Origin of the sequence: Thermosipho melanesiensis BI429, assembly GCF_000016905.1 — a bacterium.
In the GTDB taxonomy this organism is placed as follows: domain Bacteria; phylum Thermotogota; class Thermotogae; order Thermotogales; family Fervidobacteriaceae; genus Thermosipho; species Thermosipho melanesiensis.
Genome location: NC_009616.1, coordinates 431,207 through 453,252, shown reverse-complemented (window position 1 = coordinate 453,252; position 22,046 = coordinate 431,207). Strand labels below are relative to the sequence as shown.

Sequence of the window (22,046 nt, the reverse complement as noted above, 5' to 3'; positions counted from 1 at the left end):
CTTTTTAAATATAGATAATATTGAAAATACAAAGTTTGAAACGAATACTAATATGAACGGTAATCTCTAACCATATATACTACTAGCATATCCGCCTATCATCATTCCAAAGATACTTCCCATTGCTATGGAAAGAGATAATATGACTGCAATGTTTCCTCTTTTATCGTGTTTGTACATATCACCTACTAATGAATAAGCAATGAGAAATAAAGTACCTACGCCAATACCGGGAAGTGTTCTCCAAAGAAAAAGTTCCCAATAACTTCCGGCAAATGCAGATAAAAATGCTGGAATTTTCCCTACAAAAATAGATAGAATAAGTAAAACTTTTCTGTTGTATTTGTCAGATAAATACCCCCATAATAAACTAATAACAGCACCTAATATGGTGAAAGTAAAAGCAACAAGTCCAATTTGTGCGTCGTTAATGTGAAATTCCTCTTCAATTAGATCGATGTTTGGAGATATAACCATTTGATCGGCATTTAGAAAAATAAGCATTATGGTAATGAAGATTATAGCAACTCTTTTGTTTACACTGTTCCCTCCTTTTTTTCTACTCCGTTTGTACTTTCAACTTTAAAGTATTCGAGGTTAATATGAAATTTTTTTTCATATTCGTATTTTAAAATATCTATAATGTTTTCAAACACGTTTTCTTTGGATAAAACTAAGACTGATCCACCAAATCCACCCCCTACAATCCTTGCACCTGTAACTTTGTTTTTTAGAAATTCTACAATAAAATCAATTTCTTCACATGAAACTTCGTACAAATTTTTCAAACTTTCGTGAGATTCAAATAGCAAATTTCCTACAGTTTCGATGTCATTGTTTTTAAGGGATTTAATTACATTTAATACTCTTTTATTTTCATCTAATATGTGTTTTGCTCTTTTGAAATAAACGCCTTCTAATTTTGATAGATCTTTGTAAGATATTTCTCTAAAAGTTTTTTTGCCAATTATTTTTAAAGCTTCTTTACATTGGTTTCTTCTAATGTTGTATTCGGAATTTCCAAGTTCATGTTTTATCCCTGAGTTTATGATGTAAAAGCTATAATCTTTTAAATTTAAAGGGATTAACTCATAACTTTTTGTGTAGGTATCTATAAAAAGCGCATGATTTTTCTTAGACATAGCAACTGCATATTGGTCCATTATTCCACAATTTAATCCCACAAAGTTATTTTCTGCCTTCCAACCTATTAAAGCAATTACTTCTAGTGATAAATTCAAATTTAGCTGGTCGTTAATTGCATATGCTGAAACAACTTCTAAAGCAGCTGAACTGGAAAGTCCAGCACCGATGGGAAGATTTGAATTAATAAAAAATTTAAAAGGACTAACCTTTCCATGGTTTTTTTCAATTTCGAAAATTACCCCAACGATATAATCTGCCCATGTGTTAGTTTTTTCTAATTTGTCCAATTGGATTTCCTGAGTTGAGTTTTTAGATTTAAATATAAATTTTTTACTTTTTTCAATGTGTAGAGTTATGTATTTATCAATTGCAAAAGGCAAAACAAATCCATCGTTGTAATCTGTGTGCTCACCTATAATATTTATTCTTCCAGGTGCTCTATACATCAAAATTTACCTCAACATTTTTTAGTTGTTTTGCAGCTTGTTCTGGTTCAATTGGATTAATAAATACCCAAGTTCCACTTTCCACACTTGCAACCCATTTTATTAAATTTGGTCCTCTCATTGGAGAGATAAACTCTACATGGAAGTGGAAAAAATGAGTAGTTCTGTTAATATTAAAAGGCTTTTGGAAAAACATCATCATATATGGAAATGGCGTGGTGAAAAGTCCATTATATTTATTGGTAATAGTTTTTAGCACAAGTGCAAATTCCTTCTTTTCTTTATTTGACAATTCGTATATGGTTTCAACATGTCTTTTAGGATAAACATGAACTTCATATGGATATCTTGCATAAAATGGTACAAGGCTAATTATACTATCAGTTTCATAAACTATTCTTGATTTTCTGTTTTTTTCTTCTTTGATAACATCACATATTGCACATGAATTTCTTTTTGTATACCATTTTTCCAAAGCCTCCATTTTTAACTGAATTCTTGGTGGTAAAAATGGGAATGCGTACAACTGACCATGTGGATGAGGTAAAGTTGCACCCACTTCTTTTCCTTTATTTTCAAAAATAAAGATGTACTTTATAAATTCGTAAGATGATAATTCTTTTGTTCTATCTGCCCACATATTAATGAGTTTTTCAATTTGTTTTAATGGCATTTGCGATAATTCCGAATCATGATTTTCGGTATATACAACAACTTCACAAATACCCTGTGATTTTTCCCTTATTAAAATATTACTATTTTTTTCTACTTCAGGTGCATCCCTTTTTAATGCTGGAAATCTATTTTCGAAGCTAACTAAATCATATTCTTCAGGTAATTCCAAGACACCTGGACATATAGGACAGCTATCTTTAGGTAAGTTTGGCCTTTTTTGTCTAGATGATGAAATCATTACCCATTCTCCTGTTATTGGATTATACCTTCTTTCAAGCATCTTTATCATTCTCCTTGTAATAATGGAATAATCTCATATCATCTTTTCTTACAACTGTTTCTTTTTTTAGATGAGGATAATCCTCATCTTTTTCCATTTCAAACTTTTCCTTTTTAAGATCTACCAGCATCTTGATATTTCCACTTGTTGTGCCAAAAGAGTTGATTTCGAATATCAGATTCTCATCCATAAATCCTTTTACATGTGGAATTCCCCCTCTTAATTTTAAAGTGTTACTGAATATACTTTTTCTAATATTTTTTGATAAATTGTCGCTTTGGATGATCATATTATTTAGCACACCTGACACATATGAATACATTTCAATGACATTTTCACTTAAATTTGTATTTTCTAACCTTAACAATAAACAATCGGGATCGTTCCACCACCACTTTCCATTCACAAAATATCTTGTAATAACGTTTCTTAAAGCGTAGAATGCATTTGGATATAGGAAATCTAATTTTTGACTATCGTAAAAAGGTGCGGTATCCGCACTTATCCTCATTCCATCTACATATCCCACAGAAGGTAATAAAGGTGCACCGCATCCTAATATAAAGTTGTTTTTTGTGGTTTTCCTTATTATTTTCATTCCCATAATATACGCCTCAATAGGAGTTACATCTAAATGCCTTTTTCCTGGGATAGCACCCGCAAAGAGAAAGTCTATTTTAAAGTAATGAAAACCAACTTTCATAAAGTTAAAAAACGTTTTTCTTAAATGCTCTTGTACATCTGGATGAGTGGTATCTAATGCGTAGATATTTTTATTCCAATTGATGTATGCAACCTTGGGTTTTCCAGACTCATCTTTTACTAGCCAATCTTTGTGATTTGAGTAGATAGTGGATGTTTCAGATACACTAAAAGGTGCAAGCCATAGACCAGGGATATATCCGTATTCACTGATTTTTTTGGTGATTTCTTCCAGATTTGGATAAGACGATTTGGGAATCCAATCCCCTATATCTTTTTGCCAGGAATCATCTAATTGAAAGATCTCATAGTTATATTCTTTTGAAAGTTCCAGGTTTTTCAATACGTCGTTCCAAGTAAGTTTTTCAAAGTAGTAATACCAGGAGGACCAACCAACTGGATTTTGTTTTGAGAAACGAGGTTTATTTTCAAAAGTAACGTAATCTGCATATATTTCAAGTAGTTTTTCAATATTTTCATTTTCTAAAATTATCAAAGGTTCAATATCAATATATTTATCTGTGTATTTGCCGAAATATTCTAGAATAGCAACTATCTTATCATTTTTAACTTTAAAAAATGGATGAGCAGTTTTTGAAGTTAAAAAGCCGTAGACCTTGTTTCTTTTAGCTATGAAGTAGTCAGAAATAACATTATTTTCTAAGTATTTTGGAATTGGATGAATACTATATTTTGCAGTTTTTTTCCACTTTTCAGGTACGTTGTATTCATATTTTGACAAGCATATTTTTTTAGCTGGTCCCCAACTTTGCCAGTTGTTGATAAATAACTCTTCATCTGAGTTATCTTCAAATAGTTTTATATTTCTCAACTTTCCTTTTATTTTTCCTCGAATAATATAACCTTCAGGTATATTTTCTATTTTTAATTTCAGGGTGTATTTATTATTTGCTATTTCTATATATTCACCATCAAAATTGTTTCCAAATATCTTCATTATTTCCCTCCTTTAAGTTTCTCTTTTTGCATTTGTTTGGATCTACTATCTGTAATTGAAAATCTAATTTATTCTTAACTTTTTAGGTGTAATATTTTTAACAAATTTGTTAGATGCGATACATTACTGTTTTTCTAAACAAAGGATATAAGAAGATATATTTTTATTATTATCAACTAAAAAATTTTTTAATTTTTAGAACGGCATGTGGGAGTTTTCCTGTGGTTGAGTTTATTTAAATTTATATGGAATTTATATCTGTTGATTTTTACGTTTGGATAATCAAAATAACACCAGTTGGTTGTAGGTATTTAAGACTTAGTAGGAATAATTCCGTATTACCAAGTGAAAGGCAATTTATTATTTTAAATACCTTCTCTGGTGTGGGAGCCAATGTATTATCGCTTATATCTATTCTTATCTTTGGAAAAACTAAATGCAAAGAAGCTAACACCAAAGCATTCGAAATTTCTTCATGGTTATACGTTTAAAATTTAACATCACTAATGACATTAAATCATATTTACCAAATAAAACAAAATGTAAAAACTGAGAGTTTTTTTTGATTTATTTTTGGATAATTGGGAATAATGTTTTTTCTGGTATTATTCTTGGAAAATTAGCGCAACTTTTAGGAAAGAAAAAAGTCCCCATGCTAGGGACTTTTTGGTTATTAGGAAACATTTACTATTTTGGAGACTATGTTTGAAACTTTCTGATGGTATCTGTAGCTTACGTTATTTCCTTTTATTATTTCTTTTTTGAAGAGGTTTATTATTCTAAATTCTGATTTTTCTGGTGGTAATGTGTTGTTGATTATATCATTACCTATACGGTGAAAATGTTTTAAAGCAGCTTCCGTCCATCCCATTGCATCAGGTAGGATGAAGTAATAAAATACCTTTTTTCTATTTTTTACGTAAAAGTCAGTAAAAAGTACTATTTCGAAATATTGGTTGTTTATCAAGAATCTTTTTGTAAATTTTTTAGGAGTCGGGTTTATAAAATTAAAATATTTTGTTTTGCTAATTATTCCTTTAAATGTGAAAAACACATTTTCAAATTCCTCATCTAAGACGTGTTTTACAAGTTCTTCATCGCGTGTTTCTAAAAATAATCTAACGGCATTGTAGAAATTTTCATATTTTTCCCTGTACCTTAATGGTTCCCTTTTTTTGCCAGCAACACACATGGCTATATCTTCGGCTAATATAATTTTTTTCATATTCCCCCCCCTATTGTAAGTTACATTGGGATTATATCAATAATATTTTGTGTTTTCAAGATATTAACAATTAGTAAACCATGTAGTTACTTTTTAGAAACATAAATTTTGTTTAAAAAACTCATCCGTTTGGATGAGTTTTTATTTTTCATTTAGCCGTATTTCTTTGTAAATTTCGAAATTTTTGCAAATATCGTAATAATCACATTTTCTTTTGAATATTTTGCACTTTTTTTCGTATATTTTAGATTTTTGAACCTCTATTCCGGAATCATAAAGATAACCCAAAAATGGTCGTAGTTTTTCTTCGAAAAATATTGGTTTGGCGTTACCAGAAGTAATATTTTCAATAACATTATTTATCCAAGCTTCAAAGTATTCATAATTTATTGATTTTTCTTTTCTTTTAAATTTGTAATACAATGTATTATCAATTCTTTTTAGGAAATAGCCTGTACTATTTTCATTCTCTATTCCTAGAAATACTAGTAAAGTTTCGTTGCTTTTTATATTTTTCCTAAACACATAATCATATATGAGTAATTGTTCAACTGGGATTTTGTTTAGTTTGGTTTTATAGTCTATTATAGCATAAACTGTTTTGTTTTCTTTTTTTAAGATATCTATTCTGTCGACTCTTACTTCTACTAAAAAATCTTTTAGCTTTGAAGAATATACTTGTTCCAATTTAAAGATACTTTGAGGATCATATTCCTTGAGTTTAGAATATTCGTGTTCCATTTTATCAAAAAAATTTGAAATTGAACTTAGATATTTTTCTATGTTAACGGTTTTTGGTATGGAGTACTGAGAAAATTCATCTGTGAATATCTCATCGTATGTTTCTTGAACTATTTTTTTTAGAATTACATTAGGTTTTTCCTCAAAGTACTTTTTTAAAACCCTGTGGTACAATATTCCTTTATACAAACTTTCTTTATTTTCGTCGAAATTTTTTACTTTTCCTTTTTCACTTAAATAAAAGTAAAATGGACAACCTACATATTTGGATATCAAAGTATGACTTAACTTTTTTACACTAAAATTAGTCTGCCATGTTTCGTTTAATTTTAATGATTTTTCATCATTAAAGGCTTCATAGAGTTTTTTATCAATATATGAATATACTTTATTTGCGGGCGGAATAATGTAGAATGTTGAGTCAACTTTTTCAATTATTCCAAATTCATTTGCGTACACAGAAGGTAAAAGTGGTTCACCAGTTAATGTGGAATGAGGATATGTAATGTAATTAGTATCCGAGAAAATAAGTGATAGAAATATGTTTCGTCTTTCTATTTCTTCGTTAAACGCCATTAATTTATTTGGATTTGAAAGAACATTTAAGATTAGTGGGTTTAGGTCGAATGAAGGATAGTAAGTATCCAAAAAGCTTACAAAAAATTTATACTTCTTTTTTACAAATCTTGCTTGGGTAATGTCAAATATATCTACAGCATTTTCTTTTCTTTCTAGAAATCTATACTTTTCAACTCCAATGATTGAATTTATTATTTTAAACCAGGTTCGCCAAGATTTTATATCAAGGTCATAAGATAGCAAATTGTTTAGTACTTCTACAAATTTTAAAAGGGCATTTCTTTCTTCCATTATTTCATATTCATTGGAAAGAAACACTTTAAAATCTTCTATGGAGTTTTTTACAAATTCCAAGAACCATTTTATGAAATCACCACTTAATCCTTCTTTTACTTTGTCCAAGAGTGTAAATACATCCTTTAGTATATCTATAAAGGTTTTATATTCTTCTATTTTTTCCATTCTATCTTGATATGTGTCATCATCTTCCACTTCTTCTAGTTTTTTTATCTTTTCCGTAATCTCATTTATTTTTTCTTTGGAAAATTCATCATCAATCATTTTAAATTCCATGAAAAATTTTTCCACTTTATCCATTGTAAGTTCTCTAGTGTTAATATACGGTGACTCTATCAATGCCAAGATGTCTTCTATCTCGTAATTAAAGTATATTGTTTTTAGTGGCTGGAGTAATATTCTAACAATTTTACTTTCTGAAAGCTTTGATTGTAAATTGACGTTGTTGGGTATTCCCATTTCTGTTAGTTTTTCTGAAATTTGCTTTGCAACATTGACGTTGGGAACGATTACTGCAATATCACTTGGTGAACATCCATCTTTTACCAACTCTTTTATTTTTCCTGAAACTTCATAAATTTCCATAATAGAATTTTTATATGCAAAAACCTTTGTTTTATCTTTTATATGAAATACACCTTTTGACTTTCCAGAGAAAGAAAAATTTTCTTGTTCCAGGAAGCTATATATATCTTCTAATTGGTAAAAAGCCCTATCATTAATCTTAGGCCAAATGTAGAAAAAAACGTTTTCAAAGCTTTCAAACATTTTCTTAAAAACGTTTTTTAACATAGGTGTAAGATCGAAAAATCCACTTAAAACAAGTGTATTTTTTCTTTCCTCAAGAAATTCTTCCACGTACCATTTGTATGCGGTTATTTGTTCAAATATATTTCCCGATTTTTGTAAAATTATACTTATATCATTTAACAATCTGGAAATTAGTTGTGAAATTTTTTCTTCTCTTTCAAGTAGTTTTTGAATTTCAAAGTAATAGGATGGCAAGAAATCACTGTTAGAAACCTTTATTTCCCATGCTTTTTCAAACAAGTCAAGTATGTAGTCAAGTATACCTTTGGATTTTGAAATTGTTCTTAAAAAAACCCCATATTCCTCATTTTTTTCTTTTCTTATATATTCTTCAATTTGTGATGCAATAAACGCTTTAAAAAAATCTCTATCAAAAAAGGATGCATCCATGTTGTTTAATAACAAAGTTTCTACAACGTATTGGTTAACAACTCTGAAAGCATCTCTGTTAATTGTTTTTGAAATATTTTCAGAAAATTTATCCGAAATTTGTCTGACGTAATAACCTGTAGGACCTATAAATAAGAACGTAAAAGGATCATAGTGTTTTTCTATTTCCTTTGCTATATATTCAAAATGTTTTTCGTTTAAATCTGTAATTATTGCATGTTTCATAATTTCACCTTCTCGAAAATTTCAATTGCTTTATGTATGAGTTCTTCGAAGTTATTTTCGTATTTTACCATTAAAATATCACCGGTCTTTGTTGATAAAATATAACCCTTATGTACTTTGCCAAAGTCATGTAAAAGGTACATGTAAAATTGTATTTGAAACTTGTATTTTTCATCTTTTAAATTTTCCACATTTTTAAAATCAATAACGTAAATTTTTTCATCTTTAAAGATAACTTTATCAGGAATACCAAATAGCATATATTTTCTACCCTCATGATAAAATGGTTTTACAAGCCTCCATTCCGAATATACTTTTGAATTTTCAAATAAAAACCCTATTTTAGTGGAGATTTTAACGGGTAAAATGTCCGTATTTTCAAGGTATTTTAACTGTGATAAAGTGTTTATGTTTGAAAGCTTTTTGTGAATTTGAGAACCTTGAAAGGTTTTATCAGAAAGTGCAAAGGTTATATCTTCTTCTTGTGCTTCTTTTTCGTTGCCTAAAAAGCCATAAAGGGTAGTTGGAGAAATATAAGATTTGTATGAAAGATGTGAAAAATCAGTTAAATTTTCTAACGGAATGGTTTCTTTTTTTCTTTTATTTTCATGTTTTTCTGCATATAACTTTACATCTTTTAATTTTATAAGTTCAAAACTTTTTACTTTTTCCTTTAATTTTTCCAATTCCTTTTCTTCTAACATTATATAACTTGCAAGTGTATTTGAAAAATCCCTTGAAAAAATTATAGGAATAAACATTTCAGAAGCCCTTGTTATTGCAACGTACATTTTTCTTGAAAGTTCTGTTTCATTGTATATCTCATCGAGGTAAAATTCTTTAACTATATCAAAGGGAAATTCATTCATTATCTTAGTTAACATGAAATAGCTTGTTCCTTTTTTGTTGTAAAATCTCAAATGATTTGAGTTCTCCTTTTGTTTATCGTATAAATCCCCCAATATTACAATTTTAAATTCTAGGCCCTTAGATGCATGTATTGTCATTAACTTAACGCTTTCAGAAGATTCATCTTCTATAGATGCTTCTGCTTCTTGAGTATCACCTATTTTTTGTATAAGTTTTACAAGTTCTAAAAATGAATCTGCAAGTTGATCGAATTCTTGTGCTTCTAAAAGTAATTTTTTTACGTTTAGTATAGCCGATTCTCTATCTTCAAAAAATGCAAGTTTTTCAAGATAATTTAAATCATTTATTAATCCTTTTAAGATCTCAGTTGGCCTAATGTAGTATTTAAGTTGTGCGTATTTTTCGAGGATTTTTATTGCGTTATCTCTTTCACTTTTAAACTTTATTCTCTTAGCCGTTTCAAAAAGTGTTTCATCTTCTCTTCGATTTTTTACAATTTCATCGTATTCTTTAAAAGTTCCTAGTACAAGAGGAGAAAAAAAGTATCTTGTAAAAAAATAGTTGTTGTTTGGATTTTGAACTGCAAATAAGGCATTTAAGATTGCTAGTATTTCAAGTTGCTTGTAAAAGCTTTTTCCGCCAATTACATGTAGTGGTATACCGTATTTTTCAAAAATAGATTTGTAAACATCTTCTGCATCTTTTAATCTGGATCTTAATATTGCAAAATCACCATATGTTATTTCTTTGTCGATGCATGTTCCGTTTTGTCCTTTTACCGTGATTTTTTTGCCGACTAGTTTTTTGACAATAAATGCAGCTATTTCTGCTTCTTTTTCCAATAGATTTTTTGTTTCTTCTTCAACAATGATATATTTAATCCTACCTCCCTTTTCGTTGTCATTTAATGATGGAATATTTCCTTCACAGGAAATTGTGGAAATTGATAAGTCCATTTTTTCATCAAACCATAGTTTTTCGTAGATATCAGGTTCAAGAGTTTTAAAGGTTTCATATTTTTCAACACCAGTTACTAATTGTTTGTTGAATATTTTGTTTTTAGATATGAAATTAAAATATTCTACGAGAGCACTATTTGATCTGTAGTTTTCTTTTAAAGCCAATACTTCTTCGTTGTTTTTTTCGAAATCTTTTTGAGTTTTTAAAAAAACGGAAACATCTGAGTTTCTAAATCTATATATGGATTGTTTTCTGTCTCCAACATAAAATAGATAATTTTTACTGGTATGTAGTTTGTCAAATAATTCTTTTTGAAGATAATTTGTGTCTTGAAATTCGTCGATTATTATATATTTAAATCTTTCCTGGTACTTTTTTCTTATGTTTTCATCTTCCAAAACATCTAAAGTTTTTTCTAGAACCCCTTTAAAATCAAACTCGAAATTATCAATTGTAAATCCTTCATATATTTCTTTTGATATTAGTACCATGTATTTGAATGCTTGTAGTGCAAGGGATTTACTTTCACCATTTTCCAATATTTTTTCAGAGACTGTAGACCTTTTCATTTCAGTTCTCCAATTTTTCAAGGTTTCTTGTAGTATTTTTTCTATTTCATTTATACTTTTGTATATATTAAACAACTCTTTAATCCCCTCTTTTACATCTTTTAATTTTTCCAAAAGTTTTTCTATATTTTCTTTGCGATGTTTTGATATATTTAATCTTACATTTGTTTTTCCAAAGTCGTATAGTTGAAATGTCAACTTCAACGTTAAAAATACAGCTCTATCTATCAATTTTGACATTTTTAAATCGCTTATTATTGTAAAATTTGGATCGATATTTGCATTAATATTTTCTTCTCTAAGTAATCTTTGACAAAAGCTGTCAATTGTTGAAATAATTGCTCTTGGAAGATAATTTTTTACTTTGTGCCAATATGGTGAATTGTGAGGTTCAACAAGTTTAAAAATTCTTTCTTTCATTTCAGCAGCCGCTTTTTTTGTAAAGGTGGTTACAACTATTCTATCTATTATTTCTGGATAGTTTTGCTTTTCGTATTCACTGAGTATTTTTACATAAAAATGTGTTATGGTATATGTTTTGCCTGTCCCAGCTGATGCAGAGATAAAATAGTTTTTATTTATATCTTTTATCTTTTCAATTATCCCCATTGTATCTCACCCTATGCCAATTCCAAGCGGTTTTAATAATATCTTCTAGTGAATAATTTATTTTCCAAGAAAGTATATCTTTTGCCTTTTTGTTATCTGCTATTAAATAGGCTGGATCACCTGGTCGTCTATCAGTTTCTTCAACTTTAAAATCCACGTTTGTTATTTCTTTTACTTTTTCAATAACCTCTTTTACAGAAAAACCCTCGCCGCTACCTAAGTTAAAATAATCTGTTTTGTTTTCACTTAAAAGATATTCTAATCCTTTTATATGCGCATCTGCAAGGTCGTTAACGTGTACAAAATCTCTAATACAAGTCCCATCTTTGGTATCGTAGTCCGTTCCAAAAATCTTTATACTCTCCCTTCTTCCCATTGCTGCATCTAAAATTAGTGGAATAAGATGAGTTTCGGGATTGTGTGCTTCTCCAATCTCTCCTGATTCATCGGCACCTGCTGCATTAAAGTATCTAAATCGTATACTTTTTAACCCATAAGCCTTATCAAAATCGTCTAAAATTTCTTCTACCATATATTTACTCTTTCCATATGGATTTATGGGATTTTTGGGGGCGTCTTCCTTTATAGGGATTTTGTTGGGGAGTCCGTATATTGCTGCTGTAGATGAAAAAATAAACTTTTTAATATTGTGTTTTAACATAGAATGTAAGAGAACAAGGGTACTTGAGACGTTATTTTCATAGTATTTATGCGGATTTACAACGGATTCCCCTACTTCAATGTATGCGCAAAAATGCATAACAGCATCTATATGATAATTACTAAAAACTATCTCAAGTAATTTTTTATCTGAAATGTCCCCTAAAATAAATTCACCGTATTTTGCAAATTCTTTGTGACCGTTTGAAAGATTATCAATTACAATCACATGGTATCCTTTTTCGTTAAGCTTCTTACAAACGTGAGAGCCAATATATCCAGCACCACCTGCAACTAAAACATTCATGCTTTTTTCCTCCTTTTTAATTTTAAAAGTTTCTTTAGAATTTCTCCTTCTATCTTTCTCATATCCCCGGGATTTGGAGCAAGAGAAATACTTACAGGACCGTGTTTTATTCTTCTTAATTCTAAAACTTTATGACCTATTTTCTCAAAGAGTCTTTTTACTTCATGTTTTTTTCCTTTTATCATTTCTACCTTTACTGTTGAATAGTTGAATCCTTGTTCTAGGATGTCAAAGTGTTCAAGTTTTAAAAAGTCACCTTTATCGTATATGCCTTTTTTTAGAGAAAGAAGGTCTTCAAACTTAACCCTTCCAGTTATTTTTGCTATATAAACTTTTTTTACTCCATATTTTGCATTTGTTAAAACATCAATTAAATCTCCATCATTGGTTAATATTAAGACACCAGAAACGTCTTTATCCAGTCTTCCAGCTGGTTTTAAAGGTTTATCTTTGAAAAACTCTTTTATCGTGTTTTTCTCTTTTGGGTCGTATAGACTTGTTACATAACCTTTTGGTTTGTGTAAAACATAATATTCAAACTTTGGAAGTGTAAACTTTTTTCCTTCTACGGTTATTTCATCATCTACTTTTACATCAAACCAGGGTTTGGTAACTATTTTACCATTAACTTTTACCTTTTTTGAAAATATAAGTTCATCTGCTTTTCTTCTTGCAAAGCCACATATTTGGAGAATCCTTTGTAATTTAATATTATCAACTCCTTTCATCTAATATTTTAACATTTATGGTAAAATAAAAAGAAGGAGGTGTTAAGATGAAAAGTTTTGTAATGAATATATGGATAAATACTTGGAAAAAGCTTTATGGAGAAAAGGTGGTGAACGAACTTATTGAATCTTTCAATCTTAATACTGAAGTACTTTTAAATCCAATAAACGATGTGGAAGATAACTTTGTAGTAAAATTTTCGCAAGAACTTTCAAAAAAGGTTGGAAAGACATACGAGCAACTCTGGGAAGAAACAGGATTTGAGAATATTTTTACCTTTCGTTCATATTATCCTGGTTATTTTAAAAAAGACGGTATTCTTTCCTTTTTAAGTGTTATGGATATGGTACATAGGGCACTTACAAGAAGGATAAAAGGTGCAAAGCCTCCAAGAATTATTTATACTTACATAGATGAGAAGACTGCAAGGATAAGATATGAGTCTAAAAGGGATTTTAGAAGTTACTTTATAGGTTTAACAAAGGGTGCATCGAAGCTTTTTGATGATCCAGTTGAACTTGAGATTTTAAATCAAGGTTCAAATAGTTCTGGAGCTTTTATTGAAATTAAGGTTAAAGCGACAAAACCATATGGAAAATTAATAAGACTAAAGGCGTTTAAGTTAGTGTCTTTTGGTTTGTTGAAAAATATATTAAATAACAATTTAATATTTTTTCCGTTAATTTTGTTTGTTATTTCGTTATTATCTTCTTCTTTTACTCCACCAGTAGTTTCATCTATAATTATTGCTATTTCATCGTTTGTACTTTCAATTCCAGTTGTTTTTGATCTAAAGAAAGGTTTTAAATCTTTAAAATTTGATGACCTATCTTCAGTAACATATATCACTGGGGAAAGAAATTTTGAGGAAATTAGTCAAAAATTAAACAAAGCAAATGAAAAATTTAAAGAGATGTTTATATCATTTCAAGGTGATACGGAAGAGTTACTTAATTTTTCTGAAAAAACCATGAATTCCATAGATATTGTTCAAGAACAAATAGATACTATGAAAGATTTATCAACACAAGTTGCTGATACAGCTATTCAGATTAGTAACGATGCAGAGAGAATATCCGAAACAGTTTCTTCAAATGTTGAAACTATTTCACAGACAATTAATCAACAGAATGAGATAATAAAAAGTTTAAATGAGGCTGTTGATAACATAGTTTCTGCGGCACAAAGTGTTGAGAATGCGTATTTAAACATTGGAAAGGTAAGTAATGATTTTGAAAAGATAGCAAATGAAAGCGAAAATTTAAGAAACGATGCAGATGAGATTAAAAAGATAGCTAATACAGTAATGAACATAGCTGAACAAACAAATCTTTTGGCGTTGAATGCTGCAATAGAAGCTGCAAGAAGTGGTGAAGCTGGGAAAGGTTTTGCAGTGGTTGCAGATGAAATTAGAAAGCTTGCAGAAGAAAGTAAGTTATCCGCAAACAGAATTTCAAATTTTCTTTCGAGAATTTCGAATGGAATCAAAAATTTGAACGCCGGTATTATATCGGGGTATGAAAGTTTAAAAGAGCAAACAAAAGCATTATCGGAAAGTTCAGAAAAGAGTAAAGCATCAAGTAACGTAATTTCCGGTATAACCCAACAATTAAACTCACTTATTGACGCTTTAAATAGCGAAGCAGCTAAATTAGATGACATAACAAATAGTATACAAAACCTTCTGGCTATATCAGAGGAAAGCTCTGCAACTGCAGAGGAAATAAGTGCATCCATTCAAAGATTCTTAAGTGAAATTAAGAGTGTATTTGAGAATGTAACACAAACAATAAATCTTTTAAAACTCATTCAAGAAAACTTAAATAAAGTTGATATATAAAAAGTCGGGAGATGTTCCCCGACTTTTTTAATCGAACTTTAATCTCATTAAATCCGACTTTACTCCAGGAATTTGATTTAATTTTTCCATGAGTTCTTCGTGTTTTTTCTCGTTGTCTACTAATTCCAAAATAATTAAACCGGAATTTGAACAATATTGTGGCACACCTTCGTGGAGTCCCAGCCTTGTTTTGATGTAGCAACCATATTCTGTAAGTAGTTCTTGAACCTTAGTAGCTGATTTTTCCCTGTTATCGATTAATATAGCCATAACAGTTCTTACGGTAATATCTTTCATTATATCCACTCCTATTCTTCTTCAAATTGATCTTTACCTACACCGCATACTGGACATACCCAATTTTCTGGTAGTTCTTCAAATGATGTTCCTGGTTCTATTCCATTATCGGGATCTCCTACTTCTGGATCATATACATATCCACATACGGAACATACGTATCTTTTCATATTTTCACCCCCCCTATATAAGGTAAAAAATTCACTTACTTACATATAAAATTATACTATATATTGCTAAAAAATGAAAATAACTCAAACAATTTTTCACAAAGTGATAATTAAAAATAAGGGGCGCTTGCCCCTTATTTTGTTAACTGTTTTTCTTTTTCAACTATTAATTTTCCATCTTTTTCGTCAACAAGAACAACATCACCTTCGATTATTTCACCTGCTATTATCTTTCTTGATAATGGTGTTTCGATTTCTCTTTCTATAAGTCTTCTTAGAGGTCTTGCACCAAATGCAGGATCATATCCTTTGCTAGCTAGATATTCTTTTGCAGTATCTGTTAGGCTTATCTTTAACTTCTTTTCTTTTAACCTTTTTTCAAGCTTTGCAACTAATTTTTCGACAATTTCTTTCATATTTTCCTTAGTTAGAGGTTTAAAGATTACAATGTGGTCTATTCTATTTATAAACTCTGGTCTAAAGTAATGTTTTAAATCTTCCCTTACCGTTTCTTCTATCTTTTCAAAGTCTATACCTGCTTCTACTTTTCTTAAGATTTTATCACTTGCAAGATTGCTTGTCATGATTATTATTGTATTTCTGAAATCAACAGTATTTCCTTTTCCATCGGTTAATCTTCCGTCATCAAACATTTGTAATAACACGTTGAAAACTTCAGGGTGTGCTTTTTCAACTTCATCTAACAAGATAACACTGTATGGTTTTCTTCTAACAGCTTCAGTAAGTTGCCCTCCTTGGTCATATCCAACGTATCCTGGAGGTGCACCGATAAGTCTTGCTACTGAATGTTTTTCCATATACTCACTCATGTCAATCCTAATTAATGCGTTTTCTGAACCAAACAACAACTCTGCAATAGTCTTTGCAAGTTCTGTTTTACCGACACCACTTGGCCCCAAAAATAGGAAAGTTCCGATAGGTCTATTTGGATCTTTTATTCCTGCTCTTGCTTTTCTTATTGCATCTGCTACAACTCTTACTGCTTCTTCTTGATCAACCATTCTTTGGTGAACTAATTCTTCAAACTTTAATAATTTTTCTTTTTCAGATTCCATCATTTTTGTTGCTGGAATTCCAGTCCAAGATTCAACAACCTTTGCTACAGTTTCGGCGGAGACGGTATCTGTACCATATTTTTTTTCGAGCTCTTCGTATTGCTTTTGTAATTTGAACATTTGTTGTTTCATTTCAGCTGCTTCTTTATATTTTGAATTGATGGTTAATTCATCAATCTTTTCACTTAAAGATTTTATCTTTTCTTTTAATTCAGAGATTTTTGGGTCGGAAGACTTTAAACTTACTTTTGCTGCAGCTTCGTCTATTAAATCTATTGCTTTATCTGGCATAAATCTATCTTGTATGTACTTTGAAGATAATTTTGCTGCAGCTTCTATAGCTTCATCTGTGATTTTTACGTTGTGATGTTTTTCGTAAGTTTCCTTTAGACCTTTTAATATTCTTATAGTTTCTTCAACACTTGGCTCTTCTACAAAGACAGGTTGGAATCTTCGTGCAAGAGCTTTGTCTTTTTCAATATGCTTTCTATATTCTTCCAATGTTGTTGCGCCTATTGCATGTAATTCTCCTCTTGCAAGTGCAGGTTTTAGCATATTTGATGCATCCATAGCACCTTCAGCAGCACCCGCTCCGACAATTGTATGAAGTTCATCAATAAATAATATAACGTTGTTTTTTAATTTATTTATTTCTTCCATCACCTTTTTAAGTCTTTCTTCAAATTCACCACGATATTTACTTCCTGCAAGCATTTTACCCAAGTCAAGCATTAAAATACGTTTGTTTTTTAATTTGTCTGGTACTTTTCCTTCGACAATTCTCTGTGCGAGACCTTCCACAATTGCAGTTTTACCAACTCCGGGATCACCAATTAATACAGGGTTGTTTTTTGTTTTTCTGGAGAGAATCTCTATAACCCTTTCTATTTCTTTTTCTCTTCCAATAACTGGTGATAATTTTCCTTCTTTTGCAAGCTTAGTTAAATCAACTGTATATTTTGTAAGTACGTTTCCTTCTCCATCTAATTCACCACTTTCAGATAATTCTTTTACTTTCTTAATTATCTCTTCGTAGGTTATACCATATCTAGATAGTATTGATGCAGCTTGTGTGGAACCGTCTTTTAGCAGTGCTAAAAGAAAATGTACAGGAGAAACTTTGTTTGAACCTAATAATTTTGCTTCTTTTCTTGAAAGTTCAAAAATTCTAGATAACTCGTTTGATATGTAAACACCTGAACCGGAACCATAGTATACCCCGTATTGACTTTCTATTAGTTCTTCTAATCTATCAAAAATCTCTTCTAAACTTAATCCTTTATCTTTTAATAAAATTTTTTGAATGGTTTCCTCTTGAAGTACTTCGTATAATACGTGTTCCGGTTTTAGAAGGTTTTGCCTTTTGTTCTCCAGATTTTCAGCTGCTTGCTGAACTAACTCTTGCATCTTTTCATCTAAATATCTCATCTAACCACCTCCAATATTATTTTTTGTTTTATCAGTCACATATATAGACTGATAACATATGTTTCGGGTTCGTGTTAAAATGTTACAAGTTGGATAAAATCATGTAAAAGAATATTTTTGGGAGTTTTTTGAGGTATATACTAACTTTTCTATCTATGATAAAATTATTCTGGGTGATGTTATGGAATTTAAATTGTACAAAACATCTGGATTTTTAGGGACGAATACTTATGTTTTCAAAAAAGAAAGAATTTATGTTGTGGATCCAGGTTTTGGAATAGGTAGGTATTTAGGTGATATACCCGTTTGTGTGCTTTTAACTCACGGGCACTATGATCATATTGCTGGTCTTACAGAACTTAATGTGGAAAAAGTTTATATTTCTAAAGAAGATAAGAAAATGTTGTATGATCCAAATGAGAATTTTTCTCATCTTTTTGGGACAACGTTTATATATGAGAAAGATGCAGAAGATATTGATGTTTTCTTTGAAACAATAAAGGTTCCTGGGCATACTTTGGGGTCTAGGATAATTATATTCGAAGATTTAATATTTACAGGAGACACTGTATTTTGCAATACAGTAGGGAGAAGCGATTTGGGTGGGTCAAAAAAATTGATGAATGAAGCAATTAAAAGATTAAACGATGTATTTTTAAAACTTAACAAAAATATGTTTATTTTACCAGGGCATGAAAAAGTGTGTAAAATCTCAGATTTATTTAAAATAAACCCTTTTTTTAAAAATGGAAATTACTAGGAAAATGCTTTTTGTATGAAAACTATTAAATTGGCCAGACTTATTAAAAAATCAAAAATATGCTAAGGAAAAAATAACAATATCAACAGTATATATATTTGATGAAACAACAAGTGGTGTGGATATAAAAACGCGGCAAAAGATATATGAACTTATTGAAGAGTTGGTTCAAAAAAAGAAAATAGTTCTTTTTGCAACACATGAAATAGAAGAGTTGAAAAAGATAGATAAAATAGTAATACTTCAAAAAGGTAGAAAGATAGGCGAGCTAAATGTTAGAGAGCATAAAGAAATAGAGACTATACTTTTGAAGTATGTTTAAAAATCAATTAACAAAACATAAAAAGCGGAACCATATGGTTCCGTTTTAATCTCCTAAAAATTCCTTTCACTGGCTCCGGCGAAGCATAGACTGATTAACCACTAAATGGTTGTTTATATAATCAACTAATATATTTTAATTGATTTAGTATTTTTGTATTGATTGTTGTTTTTTTCAGGTCTAGACATTAAGAATGAAAAAGTTTAGTTGATAAGAAGGAATTTTTCATGTTAAAATTAATATTTGAAATTTACAAAGAGGCTTTACTACTAGAAGTTAGGATATAAGCGAACATAAGGATAAAACATTAAGCCTTAAACTAAGGGCCGATTTTATATGAGGTTGTTAAAGTTAAATATATAAAGTTAGGGAATATTCACAAATCTGATATAAATAAAGAATTGTTTAAGTTTACTAATAAAACGTTGTATCAAAATAGAGTAATAAGTAAAATAAAATGAGAGTTTTTGAGAACTAGAAACTGAAGAATTTTTGTGCTAAACAATTATAGATAAAAAGTTCTATTTTTTAAGCATCTTGCTTATACCTCAAAATTTTTGAAACATTCTTAGCGCATTGCTTGACTAAATTACCGAATTCATTTGTTCTAGGTTTGGTATTCTTGATACTCCGGATATACTGATAGCTATCCTTTATGATTTAAAATAAGATTTCCTATACATGTTACTTCTTGCTCATTTTCTTCGTTGTCAATTGCATAACCCTGTTTCCGGACTTTTTGTAATTCCATTTTTAAAACTTTTCCGTTTGTAATGGTATTAGGAGTCTTTTTTTTGGCCGCTACACTTGATATGTATTTTTTTAGTTCTTCATGGGATAGATATGCTAAGATTGATTTACCAAATGCCGTGCAGTAAAGAGGTGCTCTCATTCCTGTTCTTAAAATCATTGGTAAACTTCTAAAACTTTCTAATTTTTCTATATAAACTCCCTCAAACCCTTCTTTTATAACCATATGGACAGTTTGGCCTGTTTGCAATAAAATTTCCATTAAATAAGAGCGAGCCACAATTCTTATGTCGATACTTCGAAAAATTATTGAAACATATTCAACTAATTTGAATTCACCGACATATTTTTTGGTTTTTCTTTTAATTAAAATCCCATTTTTTCTAAAGTTGAGATGTAGCTGTTTATATGGAGCATAGAAATGGGTTATATTAATAGTTTGTAAAAAATTATTTAATTATATAAATTAAAAATTTAATATATAAATTAAAAAATTGAAAAAGTATTAAGTATTAAATAAATATTAAAATAATAATATTTATAATGTTGAATATATATATATAAAAATCAAAAAATTCTATAAGTTTATATAGAAAATTATAGTATTTAAAAGAAAATATACGATATTTTTCAAAAAAAAAAAAAATAATCTTTTATAACTCATATTAATAGAGTTTGCAGATATTTTAAATGTATTTTAAGATTAAAGTACTAATAATGCTGAAAAAATAAGTAGAAAAAATTTTCAAATATTTTACTTTGCAAGCGAAATTTTTCATATATCTATCGAGATAACTTTAGTGATGCTTTAATAAACGTTTATTTATTAAATGATAGGAGGGATGAGAATCATGGAATTTAAACTTATAAATCGTTTTGGAAAGAAACTTCTCTTTTTGCCAAATGAAATTTTATTATTTGAAATTGATAATGAGTTATTTTCGTTATTATACCATAGAGATACTTTGCCAAGTTTTGTTAAAGAAGAAATATACAAACAAATACCAAATAATCAGAAAAATAATTTTGCAAAATCTGAAAAAAATTTCAACATTGATGCAATTGTTTTGACAATTTCTCATGAATGTAATTTACAATGTAAATATTGTTATGGAAACTCTGGTACTTACAACAACGCTGGGATAATGGACTTTAAAATTGCAAAAATGGCAATTGAAAAATTATTTGACAAAGAACAATCAAATGTAGGAATTTCATTTTTTGGTGGAGAACCTCTAATTAACTTTGAAGTTATAAGACAGGTTGTAAAATTTGCAAAAAAATATCTTGGGAAAAATGTAAGATTTGGGATAACAACTAATGGAACTTTAATAAATGATGATATAGCAAGTTTTTTGAAAAATAATGATTTTAACATTATGGTAAGTTTGGATGGCAATAAATTGAACAATGATAAATTGCGCCGCACAAAAAATAATGAAGGTACGTATACTCGTATTATAGAAGGTATTAAAACATTAACTTCACATGATATAAATAGGAGAATTAGTGTTCATGCTACCTTAACTTCGGTAAATAACGATTTAATTGAGTTAGTAAAACATTTTGTGAATATGAATTTACTTTTCACAATTCAACTAGTTACAGAAAAAGAATTAGGATTAAGGCCTAACCTTGATAAATTATCTTCGACAATTGATAAGTATGGAAAATATATTATAAATTTAGCGAAGAGAAAAGACTATGAAAAAGTTTTCACTCAAACATTTGGTTGGATAAAATTTACTATGGATATTCTTCGAAGAAGAAGCAAAAGGTTTTATCCATGCGGTGGTGGTAGAAGAGTTTTGGTTGTAAATCCAATAGGAGACGTTTATATTTGCCATAGATTGGATGGGAGTGATAATGGCAAAGTAGGAAATATAGTTAAGAATACTCGTGAAGAAATTATTAAAAATGCAGAAAGATTGTTTTCTAATAAAATTCATGAAGTGGATCATTTACAAGACTGTGTTAACTGCTGGGCAAAGTACATTTGTGCTGGAAGATGTTATCATGAATCACTGATTGAAACTAATAAGTGGAATTCCATTGATAAGTACAGTTGTCATTTCAGAAAGAAATTAATTGAATTAGGGCTAATATTATATGCGCATCTACCTGATGAACTAAGAAATAGCTTTTCAAAAAACAACAAAATAATTAACTAAAGGAATGTTGGAACATTCAAAAAGAGTGATCTAGTTGGAAAAGGGTTAGTTTGA

At 29.4% G+C, this 22,046-nt stretch carries 18 protein-coding genes; 5 read left to right on the top strand and 13 right to left on the bottom strand.

Annotated features, from left to right (window positions below; translation table 11 throughout):
* Positions 1-66: 66 nt before the first annotated feature.
* From TMEL_RS10465 to TMEL_RS02240, 4 genes are read right to left on the bottom strand one after another with little or no spacing between them, the layout of a single operon-like run.
* Positions 67-504: an MFS transporter gene (locus TMEL_RS10465; protein WP_231109758.1), complete on the bottom strand. Its 438-nt coding sequence runs from the start codon at positions 502-504 to the stop codon at positions 67-69.
* Between the two features lie 32 nt (positions 505-536).
* Positions 537-1,592, bottom strand: a complete 1,056-nt coding sequence (locus tag TMEL_RS02250) for a galactokinase (RefSeq protein WP_012056654.1) — start codon at positions 1,590-1,592, stop codon at positions 537-539.
* Positions 1,585-2,547, bottom strand: a complete 963-nt coding sequence (gene galT / locus TMEL_RS02245; RefSeq protein WP_012056653.1) for a galactose-1-phosphate uridylyltransferase — start codon at positions 2,545-2,547, stop codon at positions 1,585-1,587. Before galT ends, TMEL_RS02250 begins: the two co-directional genes overlap by 8 nt.
* Entirely contained in the window at positions 2,540-4,207 is a 1,668-nt protein-coding gene (locus TMEL_RS02240) for a glycoside hydrolase family 36 protein (protein ID WP_012056652.1), read from the bottom strand. The genes galT and TMEL_RS02240 overlap by 8 nt, the downstream gene beginning before the upstream one ends.
* A gap of 245 nt (positions 4,208-4,452) precedes the next feature.
* Here TMEL_RS02240 and TMEL_RS02235 point away from each other — a divergent pair, with 245 nt between their 5' ends.
* Complete coding sequence (locus tag TMEL_RS02235) at positions 4,453-4,698, top strand: hypothetical protein (RefSeq protein WP_012056651.1); 246 nt, start codon at positions 4,453-4,455, stop codon at positions 4,696-4,698.
* A gap of 182 nt (positions 4,699-4,880) precedes the next feature.
* Here the strand turns inward: TMEL_RS02235 and TMEL_RS02230 are convergent, their stop codons facing one another.
* The 5 genes from TMEL_RS02230 to TMEL_RS02210 all read right to left on the bottom strand — a co-directional run bounded on the left by TMEL_RS02230 (position 4,881) and on the right by TMEL_RS02210 (position 13,177).
* Positions 4,881-5,432: a hypothetical protein gene (locus tag TMEL_RS02230; protein WP_012056650.1), complete on the bottom strand. Its 552-nt coding sequence runs from the start codon at positions 5,430-5,432 to the stop codon at positions 4,881-4,883.
* Positions 5,433-5,573: 141 nt separating this feature from the next.
* Positions 5,574-8,474, bottom strand: coding sequence for a PD-(D/E)XK nuclease family protein (locus tag TMEL_RS02225; RefSeq protein WP_012056649.1), 2,901 nt, complete (start codon positions 8,472-8,474; stop codon positions 5,574-5,576).
* Entirely contained in the window at positions 8,471-11,482 is a 3,012-nt protein-coding gene (locus tag TMEL_RS02220; RefSeq protein WP_012056648.1) for a UvrD-helicase domain-containing protein, read from the bottom strand. The genes TMEL_RS02225 and TMEL_RS02220 overlap by 4 nt, the downstream gene beginning before the upstream one ends.
* Positions 11,469-12,449, bottom strand: coding sequence for a UDP-glucose 4-epimerase GalE (gene galE, locus TMEL_RS02215; RefSeq protein ID WP_012056647.1), 981 nt, complete (start codon positions 12,447-12,449; stop codon positions 11,469-11,471). Before galE ends, TMEL_RS02220 begins: the two co-directional genes overlap by 14 nt.
* A complete protein-coding gene (locus TMEL_RS02210; protein ID WP_012056646.1) occupies positions 12,446-13,177 on the bottom strand; it encodes a pseudouridine synthase in 732 nt (243 codons plus the stop codon). The genes galE and TMEL_RS02210 overlap by 4 nt, the downstream gene beginning before the upstream one ends.
* 47 nt (positions 13,178-13,224) lie before the next feature.
* On the opposite strand from TMEL_RS02210, the gene TMEL_RS02205 reads away from it, so the two are divergent.
* The gene (locus TMEL_RS02205) at positions 13,225-15,018 is read left to right on the top strand and encodes a heme NO-binding domain-containing protein (RefSeq protein WP_012056645.1); all 1,794 of its coding nucleotides are present in this window, start codon (positions 13,225-13,227) and stop codon (positions 15,016-15,018) included.
* A 27-nt stretch (positions 15,019-15,045) separates the two neighbouring features.
* Here the strand turns inward: TMEL_RS02205 and TMEL_RS02200 are convergent, their stop codons facing one another.
* From TMEL_RS02200 to TMEL_RS02190, 3 genes are all read right to left on the bottom strand, one after another.
* Positions 15,046-15,315 (bottom strand): CPF_0552 family protein, encoded by a 270-nt coding sequence (locus TMEL_RS02200; protein ID WP_012056644.1) that lies wholly within the window; start codon positions 15,313-15,315, stop codon positions 15,046-15,048.
* Between the two features lie 11 nt (positions 15,316-15,326).
* Positions 15,327-15,485: a rubredoxin gene (gene rd, locus TMEL_RS02195; RefSeq protein WP_012056643.1), complete on the bottom strand. Its 159-nt coding sequence runs from the start codon at positions 15,483-15,485 to the stop codon at positions 15,327-15,329.
* A gap of 134 nt (positions 15,486-15,619) precedes the next feature.
* Positions 15,620-17,989: an ATP-dependent Clp protease ATP-binding subunit gene (locus TMEL_RS02190; protein ID WP_012056642.1), complete on the bottom strand. Its 2,370-nt coding sequence runs from the start codon at positions 17,987-17,989 to the stop codon at positions 15,620-15,622.
* A 181-nt stretch (positions 17,990-18,170) separates the two neighbouring features.
* Here TMEL_RS02190 and TMEL_RS02185 point away from each other — a divergent pair, with 181 nt between their 5' ends.
* Entirely contained in the window at positions 18,171-18,749 is a 579-nt protein-coding gene (locus TMEL_RS02185) for an MBL fold metallo-hydrolase (protein ID WP_012056641.1), read from the top strand.
* Positions 18,750-18,867: 118 nt separating this feature from the next.
* A complete protein-coding gene (locus TMEL_RS02180) occupies positions 18,868-19,071 on the top strand; it encodes an ATP-binding cassette domain-containing protein (protein WP_049750426.1) in 204 nt (67 codons plus the stop codon).
* Positions 19,072-19,717: 646 nt separating this feature from the next.
* Here the strand turns inward: TMEL_RS02180 and TMEL_RS09900 are convergent.
* Complete coding sequence (locus TMEL_RS09900; RefSeq protein WP_420794668.1) at positions 19,718-20,110, bottom strand: IclR family transcriptional regulator; 393 nt, start codon at positions 20,108-20,110, stop codon at positions 19,718-19,720.
* Positions 20,111-20,663: 553 nt separating this feature from the next.
* Here TMEL_RS09900 and TMEL_RS02170 point away from each other — a divergent pair.
* Positions 20,664-21,992: a radical SAM/SPASM domain-containing protein gene (locus TMEL_RS02170; RefSeq protein WP_231109757.1), complete on the top strand. Its 1,329-nt coding sequence runs from the start codon at positions 20,664-20,666 to the stop codon at positions 21,990-21,992.
* Positions 21,993-22,046: the final 54 nt, after the last annotated feature.

Bases quoted from the DNA above. Each gene is read 5' to 3' on its own strand.
- TMEL_RS10465 (WP_231109758.1), bottom strand. From the start codon at position 504: ATGCTTATTTTTCTAAATGCCGATCAAATGGTTATATCTCCAAACATC.
- TMEL_RS02250 (WP_012056654.1), bottom strand. From the start codon at position 1,592: ATGTATAGAGCACCTGGAAGAATAAATATTATAGGTGAGCACACAGAT.
- galT (WP_012056653.1), bottom strand. From the start codon at position 2,547: ATGCTTGAAAGAAGGTATAATCCAATAACAGGAGAATGGGTAATGATT.
- TMEL_RS02240 (WP_012056652.1), bottom strand. From the start codon at position 4,207: ATGAAGATATTTGGAAACAATTTTGATGGTGAATATATAGAAATAGCA.
- TMEL_RS02235 (WP_012056651.1), top strand. From the start codon at position 4,453: ATGGAATTTATATCTGTTGATTTTTACGTTTGGATAATCAAAATAACA.
- TMEL_RS02230 (WP_012056650.1), bottom strand. From the start codon at position 5,432: ATGAAAAAAATTATATTAGCCGAAGATATAGCCATGTGTGTTGCTGGC.
- TMEL_RS02225 (WP_012056649.1), bottom strand. From the start codon at position 8,474: ATGAAACATGCAATAATTACAGATTTAAACGAAAAACATTTTGAATAT.
- TMEL_RS02220 (WP_012056648.1), bottom strand. From the start codon at position 11,482: ATGGGGATAATTGAAAAGATAAAAGATATAAATAAAAACTATTTTATC.
- galE (WP_012056647.1), bottom strand. From the start codon at position 12,449: ATGAATGTTTTAGTTGCAGGTGGTGCTGGATATATTGGCTCTCACGTT.
- TMEL_RS02210 (WP_012056646.1), bottom strand. From the start codon at position 13,177: ATGAAAGGAGTTGATAATATTAAATTACAAAGGATTCTCCAAATATGT.
- TMEL_RS02205 (WP_012056645.1), top strand. From the start codon at position 13,225: ATGAAAAGTTTTGTAATGAATATATGGATAAATACTTGGAAAAAGCTT.
- TMEL_RS02200 (WP_012056644.1), bottom strand. From the start codon at position 15,315: ATGAAAGATATTACCGTAAGAACTGTTATGGCTATATTAATCGATAAC.
- rd (WP_012056643.1), bottom strand. From the start codon at position 15,485: ATGAAAAGATACGTATGTTCCGTATGTGGATATGTATATGATCCAGAA.
- TMEL_RS02190 (WP_012056642.1), bottom strand. From the start codon at position 17,989: ATGAGATATTTAGATGAAAAGATGCAAGAGTTAGTTCAGCAAGCAGCT.
- TMEL_RS02185 (WP_012056641.1), top strand. From the start codon at position 18,171: ATGGAATTTAAATTGTACAAAACATCTGGATTTTTAGGGACGAATACT.
- TMEL_RS02170 (WP_231109757.1), top strand. From the start codon at position 20,664: ATGAGAATCATGGAATTTAAACTTATAAATCGTTTTGGAAAGAAACTT.